Annotated in this window: 8 protein-coding genes; 1 reads left to right on the top strand and 7 read right to left on the bottom strand. The window is 42.2% G+C overall.

Going from position 1 to position 10,625, the window contains the following annotated elements; all coding sequences use genetic code 11:
• The 6 genes from CA598_RS23995 to CA598_RS23970 all read right to left on the bottom strand — a co-directional run.
• A partial coding sequence (locus tag CA598_RS23995; RefSeq protein WP_143812448.1) for a 3-keto-alpha-glucoside-1,2-lyase-like domain-containing protein occupies positions 1–1,104 on the bottom strand: 1,104 nt, incomplete at its 3' end.
• A gap of 72 nt (positions 1,105–1,176) precedes the next feature.
• Positions 1,177–2,070: an ROK family protein gene (locus CA598_RS23990; RefSeq protein ID WP_094872207.1), complete on the bottom strand. Its 894-nt coding sequence runs from the start codon at positions 2,068–2,070 to the stop codon at positions 1,177–1,179.
• A gap of 21 nt (positions 2,071–2,091) precedes the next feature.
• A complete protein-coding gene (locus tag CA598_RS23985) occupies positions 2,092–3,573 on the bottom strand; it encodes a glycoside hydrolase family 32 protein (protein WP_094878146.1) in 1,482 nt (493 codons plus the stop codon).
• 57 nt (positions 3,574–3,630) lie between these two features.
• Complete coding sequence (locus tag CA598_RS23980; protein ID WP_094878145.1) at positions 3,631–5,241, bottom strand: ABC transporter substrate-binding protein; 1,611 nt, start codon at positions 5,239–5,241, stop codon at positions 3,631–3,633.
• Between the two features lie 61 nt (positions 5,242–5,302).
• Entirely contained in the window at positions 5,303–6,184 is an 882-nt protein-coding gene (locus CA598_RS23975) for a carbohydrate ABC transporter permease (protein ID WP_094878144.1), read from the bottom strand.
• Positions 6,185–6,201: 17 nt separating this feature from the next.
• On the bottom strand, positions 6,202–7,095 hold the full coding sequence (locus tag CA598_RS23970; protein ID WP_094872200.1) for an ABC transporter permease: 894 nt from the start codon (positions 7,093–7,095) through the stop codon (positions 6,202–6,204).
• A gap of 492 nt (positions 7,096–7,587) precedes the next feature.
• Here CA598_RS23970 and CA598_RS23965 point away from each other — a divergent pair, with 492 nt between their 5' ends.
• Entirely contained in the window at positions 7,588–8,625 is a 1,038-nt protein-coding gene (locus CA598_RS23965; protein ID WP_094872198.1) for a LacI family DNA-binding transcriptional regulator, read from the top strand.
• 186 nt (positions 8,626–8,811) lie between these two features.
• On the opposite strand, the gene CA598_RS23960 is transcribed toward CA598_RS23965, so the two are convergent.
• A complete protein-coding gene (locus tag CA598_RS23960; protein WP_094878143.1) occupies positions 8,812–10,209 on the bottom strand; it encodes an MATE family efflux transporter in 1,398 nt (465 codons plus the stop codon).
• Between the last annotated feature and the right edge of the window lie 416 nt (positions 10,210–10,625).

Here is a 10,625-nt window from a genome sequence, read left to right as displayed (position 1 = left end):
ATCCGTCACATAGGTATCCTGGAAGTAAGCTGTTCCCTGTTTAACAACGATTCCTGCATATCCATCGGTGTAGGTTTTATCTGTTAGATCAATTGCAGCCGGGGTGTACCCGTCTAAGAAGACCTGAATTCTGTTTCCATTTGCCTTTATCTCTACGTGATGTTTTGCTCCGGTCTGACTTGGATAGGTATGCTGTGAACTTGCAATGGTTGTTCCGTTAGCTTTCGTCAAGCTTACACGGACCTGATTTCCTTCCTTCGTAAGGGCAGCTTCATATCCCTTTGTTCCATCAGCCGATGAACGAAAGGCGAGCGCTGCAACAGAATCAGAACGAAGAGATATATTACCTTCATATACAAAATCAGCAGCTTGTTTGTTATATATTTGCAGTGACTTACTCTGGTTTGCTACCATTCCTTTTTTGCCGCTGATATTAGGCTGCCATTGTCCTTGATTTGTAACCACATCACCAAGATTTCCTTTCAGATCACTTACGATTATATTTTGGAACAAAACAGAACCATCCCATACATTGAGTCCTAGCTTACCTGTACGATACGCGTTATCCTGAACCTCAATTACAGGTTTATATTTATTGTCCCAATATACTTTCAGCGATGAACCCTCAGCTGTGACCTTAAGATGATAGATCTCTCCTTCCTTCACAGTAATCTTTCGCTCCTCTTTTAATTTCCCTTCAGTACCACTTGCGTCTCGTAAGCGGATTATACCTGCATTCGGTACGATTTGGAGCATATAGGAATTCCAACCCTCTTCATTAGAACGGAAAAGCAAGGTCGCATCAGCATTCATATCCTTGATCATGACATCTGCTTCATAAATAAAATCCTCTGACACCGTTTCGGAGATGGCCATTACATTTTCTTTTGGTTCCGAAGTCAGTAAGATCCCGTCAGGCGTATCCCCCAGCTGCCCTTTTCCTTTTATTTGCCAACCTGTTAAGTTCGTTTTTGTTTTGGTTACGCTTTCAAAAATAGGAGCAGCCCAACCCGTACCGGGATTTGCAACATAAAGGCCTGCTGAAGTCATAACAAGTCCTGTGGCCATGAGAAAGCATAATACAATTTTCCCTTTATTCCTCATCTTCTTCACCCTCTTTTTAAAAATAAGAAGGAGGCCAATTCATCACTGCATTGACCTCCTCTATATATTCTTTTACAATGGAGCAGAAATCTGACTTTCCAGTGCTGTGAGTCCAAGAGCCAGAGCGCCGCATAATCCCGCCTGTTGGCCTAGACCTGGTGGAACGATATAATCATCTATGTGTTCCAAAATCGTACTTGAGCTAACATAGCCGTTCAGGTTCTGAAGCACAGCCTGCCGGATAAGTGGAAACAATTGTGACTGCTGCATAACACCGCCACCCAGAATGATTTTCTGAGGAGAGTTAAGCAATATAGCTCCCGTAATCGACTGTGCAATATAAAATGCTTCCATTTCCCATGCAAGGTGATCCATAGGAAGTTCATGCCCCTTCTTCCCCCATCTTGCTTCGATAGCAGGACCTGCCGCCATCCCTTCTAGGCAATCCCCATGATAGGGACATCCCCCCGGGAATACATCGTCAGGATGACGTCTCGTAAGAACATGCCCCCCCTCGGGATGCACAAGACCATGAATAAGCTTGCCTTCGGAATACACACCGACACCAATACCCGTGCCAACTGTATAGTACAAACAACTGGACAGCCCTTGGGCAGCGCCCCATTTAGCTTCACCGAATGCCGCTGCATTCACATCCGTGTCCCATCCAAAGGGAACCGAGAAGCTTTGCTGCAAAGTACCCAGCATATCGTAATTTCCCCACCCTGGCTTCGGTGTTGTTGTAACATAACCATATGTCGGGCTATTTGGATGTATATCGATCGGACCAAATGATCCAATTCCGATAGCTTCTACTTGCTTGCCTTGAAAATATTGAATAACTTTGGGCAACGTCACCTCAGGATGTTCTGTTGGGAAACTAAGCTGATCTTCAATTTTCCCATTTTCATTCCCAATGCCACATATAAACTTCGTCCCGCCAGCTTCAATCGCTCCTATACGCATATTCATGACTCCTCTCGGTGACTAATTCTTGTCTTGCCCAGCAGAGGGAGTAAGCTCATAGATATCCAGGGAAATCAGCAAGTCATTCTCATTTTCTGCAAACACAGCTATACCTTTAGATTCTAGTCCAGGGAATATAAGATCCGTAATCACTGCCTGACCTCTATTACTGAACGCCTCAACTGAAGAGCGATCCACAAAAATACGGAGATCATTTGACTCATCAAGCGCTTCGAGTTTGGCTGAATGATGTCCTACGAAATGTTCGTGGAAATCATGCTGACCTGAAGCCATCCGATCTACATAAAGCTCCTCGGTCTCACCGTTAATACCGATCACCGTTTGACTATCCGCACCTACTCTTACTTTGAAGCCTACAGATTTACCCTGAGTGAACTCAGCTATAATCTCATAAGATTCCAAGTGAATCTCCTTAAGAAGAGTATTGATTTCTTGCACCGTTGCCTCTTTCATAGAAAGGACTTGTACACGAGCAGATTCTAGCTCCCGTACCGGCTTCTGCACAAGAAAGATCTCCCCTTGTCTTGATTCGAGTTGAAGTTCCCTTGCAATCGTCATCGCGCCGCGGAATTGTTCTGCCGGCGTCTTGTTAGCATACATCCAGTTGCTCATCCAGCCGATAAATAGTCGTCTTCCATCTTCAGCCGGTATATCAGACCAGCTTACACCTGCATAATTATCTCTTCCATAATCAATCCAGCGAACTTTTAGCGAATCTTCATCTGGCGTGAACACTTCTCCATCAAAATCCCCTGTGAAATACTGCGTTCTTGACCCTTCCACAAAAGCGGGATCCGCACCGATGCTCACAAGCATCACCCATTTCGTGTTCGAATGATCGCCATCAATGGCCAGCCGGAATAAGTCTGGGCATTCCCATACCCCGTCATGAGAACCGATTCCTTCTCCGAATTCACTGGCAAATGTCCAATTAATCAGATCAGGAGAATGATATAGACACACCGTTTGACCACAAGCTACAATCATCACCCATTTATTAGTATCTTTATGCCAAAATACTTTTGGGTCACGGAAATCAATAAATGTATCATGTTCAAGTACCGGATTTCCTTCATATTTCGTCCAGGTTCTTCCGTTATCTTTACTGTAGGCCAAGCTTTGACGCTGAATGGCTGGCTTGCCTTCTGGCATATCCAAATGATGCGTAAAAATCGCTACCAAACCTGGTTTACCTTCAAAAAATCCAGTCGTATTCTTCCAGTCAACTACAGCACTGCCGGAAAAAATCATCCCCAATTCATCAGGAGCGAGAGCGATAGGCAGCTCCTCCCAGGTAACCAGATCCTTACTAACCGCATGGCCCCAGTGCATAGCCCCCATGGTCATTCCACCCGGATGATGCTGAAAGAACAAATGATATTCGCCCTCAAAATAAACCATTCCGTTTGGATCGTTCATCCACTTTTCCTTAGGGGAAAAATGATACACACCTCGGTAATTTTGTTTCGCAATCGTAGACATTATTGTTTTCTCCTTTACTCCCAAACACGGCCTTCACCGCACATTATTTATAGTTTGTTATTTGGTTGCTCTGTCATAGCCGCTTTGTTTAATTTCAAGCCATTCTTGCAAGCCCAAGCGATCCAATTCTTTCAGGTATTCATCCCATTGCGCTTCGATTTTACCGTTTTGGTACCATTCCGTGCGCATTCTAAGCACGTAGGCAAAAAGATCCGTTTCAATTGTCGTAAGGCGATCAAGCTCTTGAATGGAGTGGAATACACTCGGCATTACGTTTTCTGCTTTCATATTTGGCGCCATGATATTCTTGATAATATCCATTCTGCTTTTGGCATCATCCGGCATGGTTGTGTATTTCCCATAATAGGAATCAAGAATAGCTAGGGGTCCACCAACACTTGTTTTCTCACGTAGTTCTACAGGAGCTGCACCCTCCAGTGGCAAATGTTTCAGCATTCCTTTTTCTTTATCAAATTCGAAAATATTCTGCTGTTTTTCATCTCCATACGTCCCCCAGTTGTTCTGTACAGATTGAATCGGATCGAAGAGTTGATCCACCCATTTCGCTGTCGTTTCCAAGTTCTTATTGGCGCTTGTGACAACCATCTTCCCTCTTCCCAAACCAAGCGCGTTCGTTCTTGTTACGTTAACTTCGCCATCAGGTCCAGCAAGTGGAGGCATAACTTCGTAGGTGCCATTATCTCCGGTGATGTTGGCCTTATCCCATGAGAAGTACAGTCCGTATTTCTGATCCTTCCCTTTAGCAAGATAAGTACTCCAGTCCTGTGTATAGGCTTCAATATCAATGAGTCCTTCTTTATACAGCTCGTTAATAAAAGAAACTGCTTCCTTGTAGTCTTCTTGTGCCGCCGTAAATATCACTTTCCCATCATTGCTCACAACCGCATGGTCAGGGTTCTCCCCCAATCCAAACGAAGCAAATAGGAATGCCAGATCTTCTGCTCCCGGCTTGTTAATAAAGGACAATGGAATTTCGTCAGCCTTACCGTTGCCGTTTGGATCTTTTGTCTTGAATGCAATTAATACTTCCTTTAATTCTTCCGTTGTTGTAGGCATATCAAGGCCAAGCTTCTTAAGCCATTCCACATTGATCCAAGGCATACTATCTACTGCCTGGATTCTTTCTTTACCGCTACCCAGCTCTTCAATCCATGGAAAGGCATAAATATTACCGTCTGGTGCCGTAATCATACTCTTATATTCCGGTGCTTCTTCCAGCACCTTTTTGAAGTTTGGCATATTATTCTCGATGAGATCGTTCAGCGGGACGATGGCACCATCCTTAGCCAATTTAAGCAGCTCATAGTCACTGTAATCTGCATTAAAAATAGCATCAGGTAGATCACCACTGGCCACAGCCAAGTTTCTTTTTTCAACAAATACGTCTTTCGTGAAATTCTTCCAATTAATATGAACATTCGTCTTTTCTTCAAGACGTTTATTAATCAGTTTTTCATTGGGATCAGTTGGTGCAAGTGGAGAGCTTTGTGTTATAAAGTTCAAGGTTACTTTACCGCTGGCATCCTGTTCTTTACTAGCTGCACTTCCCCCTCCTCCTCCACCGCATGCAGTAAGGAATATAAGAGAAGCAAGTACAGTGGCAGAAGCTGCTTTCGTCGAAACTCTTGATTTCTTAATTCTTTTCATAGGGTATGACCTCCAAATTAGATAGGAATGAATTAATCTTTATCTATGTGCAGCCTGTTTCCTACTTAAGGGAACCGACCATAACACCTTTTTCAAAGTACTTCTGGAAGAACGGATACATAACAATGAGTGGCAAACTGGAAACAACGATGGCAGCATACTTGATGATTTCAGACAATCGTTTCATTTCCGCCATGGCGAGTTGATCACTGATCATGCCCGGATCTACCTGATTCTGGATCAAGATGGAACGTAGCACCAGCTGCAGTGGATGAAGATTCGGATTATCTAAATAGATCATAGCGTCAAAGTAGGAATTCCACTGGCCCACAAAGGCATAAAGAGCGAGCACAAAAACAATCGGTTTGGAGAGCGGTAATACGACACTGAAGAAAATCCGCATTTCCGAAGCTCCGTCTACATTAGCGGCTTCCTTCATTTCATTCGGAACGCCTTTGAAGAAAGTTCTAGAAAGAATGATGTTCCAAACATTAACTGCCCCTGGAATGATCACCGCCCATACTGTATCAAGCAAACCAAGGTTCTTAACGAGCAGATATGTCGGTATGAGTCCACCCCCAAAGAACATGGTGATAATAAACAATGTCATGAAGAACCCTTTTCCTTTGAGCCTGTCATCGGACAGTGCGTACCCTGCACAGATTGAGACGAGAACGGTAATCATAGCAAATGAAACAGAGTATAAAACAGAGTTTCCAAAACCACGGATCATGGCAGGATTCGAAAGAATTTTTACATACCCTTCTAATGACCAGTCCGAAAGATTAAATGATAATCCTTTACTGAGCAGCACAGATGGATCCATAAAAGAAGCAATCACTACATAAATCAAAGGAAGTACGATGATAAGTACGGCCAGTGTCAGGAAGATCGCGTTCAGCACGACGATAAAGCGATCTAATCCGGAATGTTTAATAGGCATAGCTTGTTGCTCCTTTCTTAGTAAAGACCTTCACCCTCATTCAGTTTCTTCACGGTGAAGTTAACTGTGAGGAGCAAGACGATGTTGATGATAGAGTTAAACAATCCTACTGCGGCTGAATAGGCATAATCGCCCGACTGCAAACCAATTTTATAAACGTAAGTCGGAATGATTTCTGAGGTTGGTAAGTTCATCGCCGTTTGCATGAGGTAGGCTTTTTCGAAGCCAATTGACATAATCCCACCAGCAGCAAGGATAAATACAATAGCCATAATTGGTCGAATGGTTGGCAGATCGATATGGCGTATTCTTTGTAGAAGATTAGCACCGTCAAGATTAGCTGCATTATGTAACTCAGGATCGACATTAGCAAGCGCTGCTACATAAATAATGGATGCCCAACCGGCTCCGGTCCAAATATCAGATAAAATGTAGATCGAACGGAAGTACTCGGGACGAGACATGAACATAATTGGTTCACCAGTAAGCCAGGTAAAAAACTGGTTAATCGGTCCCGTTGGGGACAAGAAGATAAACAACATCCCGACCACAACGACAACAGAAATAAAGTTCGGTGCATACAAGAACAATTGAATGTTCTTTTTGACGCCTGCACGGCGAATTTGATTCAACATCAAGGCAAGCAGGATCGGAATTGGAAAACTCAGAATTAATCCGAAGAAACTTAATTTAAGCGTATTCATAAAGATTACTTCGAAATTGGGGGAAGAAAGGAATTTCTCGAAGTTGTACAAACCTACCCATTCACTTCCCATAATTCCTTTGATTGGGCTGAAATCTTTAAAGGCGATAATCGCACCATACATAGGACCGTACTTAAAAATAAGGGTCAGAATCACAGCTGGTGCGAGCAAAATATAAAGAAAGTAGTGCTTCTTTAAATAATCCATGAAGGAACTCTTATGTCTCGTCACCGTTATTCCGTGTTCGGCTTCTATTGGGTTATGCAATGCCTTTACCTCCGTTCTAATCAATGTTTACATCTTGATGCAGTAAGGGCTTTCAATCTCTCTTATGTCCTGCTGCTTTTACAATTTACCAAACACTTAATCGTTCGTCAATACATTTTGTAAAAATATTTATGTGCATATGACAAATTATTATGTACATAAATGGCGTATATATTTTTACATAATTACAAATACAGCCACTTTAAATAAGATTTCAACCTTTATTCCCACAAAAATCGAAATAAAATAAAAGCTAAACTAATTAAATGCATACTTATGACCAAATATAATGTAAACTAAATTGTGCATTTGTAAAAATCATGTTGCTATTTCAGGCAAACTAATATACATTAAAGAGAGTTGAAATAACGACAAATAGTACAGTATTTGCGGCGAATATTAAGAACATGAATATAGAGGTGAATTACATAGATGGCTCGGGAAAAAGTAACCATACAAGACATCGCAGACGCTTTAGGAATCTCCAGAAATACAGCTTCCAAAGCGTTAAATGGAACGAACGGTATACCTGATGAAACCAGAAACAAGGTCATAAAGAAAGCGATAGAGTTAAAATATAAACAATTTGCATTTATGGACTCCGAAAGTACTCTATCAAGAAACTCTGGAAACATCGCTTTATTAACAGAAAACTTACCTAACACTTCCCACTTTGGATCGAAACTGATCAGCGGCATGGAAAAAAGAATCAGTGCAGAAGGATATAATTTATCCATGCACATTATAAGAGATATTGATCAAGAGTCCCTGTCTCTTCCAAATAATTTTGATGTCTCCAATGTAGACGGAATTATTTGTATTGAGTTGTTTAATTCGGAATATAGTAAGCTGATTACAAGTCTAGGTATTCCAACTATTTTCATCGACTGCTCTGCAGATGTCTGTTACCCTGAATTCCAAGCAGATGTGCTTCTCATGGAGAACGAACACAGCACATACCAACTTACCAAAAAGTTAATTGAGGGCGGTTACAAATCACTGGGGTTCATCGGGGACTATAATCACTGTAGGAGTTTTAATGAAAGATGGGTGGGCTTTAATCGCGCACTGATAGAATCCGGGATTCAGCTTGATCTCACACAATGCATTCTCGATGACGATCGACTATTTTTCTCAAGTCCAGAGTGGGCAGATACTAGACTAAGTCAAATCAATGAGCTCCCTTCTGCTTTCGTGTGTGCTAACGATTATATTGCGGTTACCTTTATGAAGTCACTCAAAAATGTGCTTTCCATTCCTAACGACATCGTCATTTGTGGCTTTGATAACGGTCCTGAATCAAGCATTGTAGAACCCCATCTTACTACAGTTCATATTTATAGTAATGAGATGGGTGTCAAAGCAGCCGAAATGCTACTTTCCCGAATTAATGATCCGAAGCAACCCTATCAGGTTTCTCATATTTATACCAAACTCATCATAAGAGACTCTACACCTAATATCAGTTGATGAATTCATAATTCAGAGCTGAAATAACACCCATGAAAATGAAGCAAAGAACCCAAGCGATTAAGAATTCAATTGCTTGGGTTCTTTATGTCCATTCAATTGTCCTAATTATAATGTCCCTGTACTCTTTTTGGATATATCTATTAGATCGTCCATCCTTAGGCTGTGAACTCCAGCATCTTATCTTTACATATTGTAAGTCCTGACCGGCTTAGACTTATCTCTAAGTCTGCTAAATTCCTTAGTTACTAGGATTACCGTCCACACAACAACCACAAAATCAATCACGAGCGAACCCCAATATACTCCAGAGACTCCTAACCATCTTGGCAAAATAAGCATCACCGGCACATAAAAAACAAGTTGTCTGGTAATACCGATAACGGCCGCCGGTTTCCCTTTATTAATCGCAGGGAAAAAGGTCATGGCCATAAAAATGAGCGACAATAAAGGCAGAACCGCCATGTTCAACCGGAAATATAACATTTTGCTGGTCTCAAAGATTTGATCCGGCAGCATCAGTCCCAGAATGGAAGCCGGAGAGATCATGGATATTATCCAGAAAGGTAATGTTAACAGCATGGAGACGAGTGTGAATATTTTATAAGCTTTGATGGCGCGCTCATACTGTTCTGCTCCAAAATTAATGCCAATGACCGGCTGCAAGGCGCGCATTAATCCGAAAATCGGCGTCAACAGGAAGGTGAATACACGAAAAACCACCCCATAAAATGCAATATCTGCTGTAGTCCCGTATCTCGACAGCGTATTGAATACTATAACGGCCTGTACCAGATTCATAAAGTTCATAATGAAAGCTGACATTCCCAGTCCAACTATGGATTTGATTGTGCTCGCATCCCGATAAATTGCGAAGACATTCGTTCGGAATGACGCAAATCCTTTGCCAAAATAAATCCATCCCAGCAAGGTATAGACCAGCATCCCGATATTTGTAGCCCAGGCAGCACCCTCTACTCCAAAATTCAGCCAGGCTACCAGAACATAATTGGACAAAACATCAACTGCCAGTCCAATGCCCATTACCACGGCTGCCGATTTCATTTTCCCTTCGGCACGCACAATCATGTTGGCAGCCAATCCATAAATCCAGAAAAATGAACCGATTACCGTAATTCTAAAATAGCTGTCTCCAAGAGCCAGAGTTTCCCCCTCTCCACCCATGAATCGTACCAGCTGTGTGGAGAAAAGTAGACCCAACACCATATAGACAAGCGTTACAAGGATTGACAGATAATTAACATTTCCCATCAAACGCTGTTGCATTTCTTTGTCCTTCCTGCCGAGCGCTAAACTTAAAGCTGAACCGGCACCCACCCCAATCAAGGAGCCCAGTCCCAAGCTGATCTGGGTTAAAGGATAGGCTACCGAAACTCCAGCCAGTGCCTCCTCTCCGACAAACCTTCCCACAAATACAGCAGCGATAACCGCGTTTAAGCCATAGAGGACCATTGCGATGATAGCGGGCCATGATAACTGGGCCATGACATTCCATAGATTGCCATTGAGGATAAAATGCGTCTGCTTATCTTTGCTGTTGTTTATCTGTGTTACAGTGCTCATAATATGGATTTTCTCTCCTTCTTATTTTTCCTACGGGAAAATTTCTTTCTGTAGGGAAACTTTTTAGGTATAGCAATCCCCTTCTCTATTACTCCTCTCCACCTTTTGTATGAATATGTGCGTTTCTCGTTCTAAAATTATACGGGACTCCTTACATTAACAAGTCTATAAGACATATTGACTAGCGGCTACCGCTAAAAGGATTGTTTCTATCTCATAAAGGATTATTGCTGAAATCCTGCAGCAAGAGTGGCTGCGGCTCCTGTCTTTCATATCTTACGATTTTCTAATCCGTGTCGGCTCTATATCTTCAGCTATAAAAAGCTTAACAAAAAAGCAACCCCCCTGTTGGCAAGTTGCTTTTTAAATACTTTGTTGAGAATCTCTACATTTTTGTCCTTCCCGATTGTGCCAAT

Source organism: Paenibacillus sp. VTT E-133291 (assembly GCF_002264395.1).
GTDB classification, from domain to species: Bacteria; Bacillota; Bacilli; order Paenibacillales; family Paenibacillaceae; genus Paenibacillus_AQ; species Paenibacillus_AQ nitricinens.
This window is presented reverse-complemented; position numbering and strand designations above follow the sequence as displayed.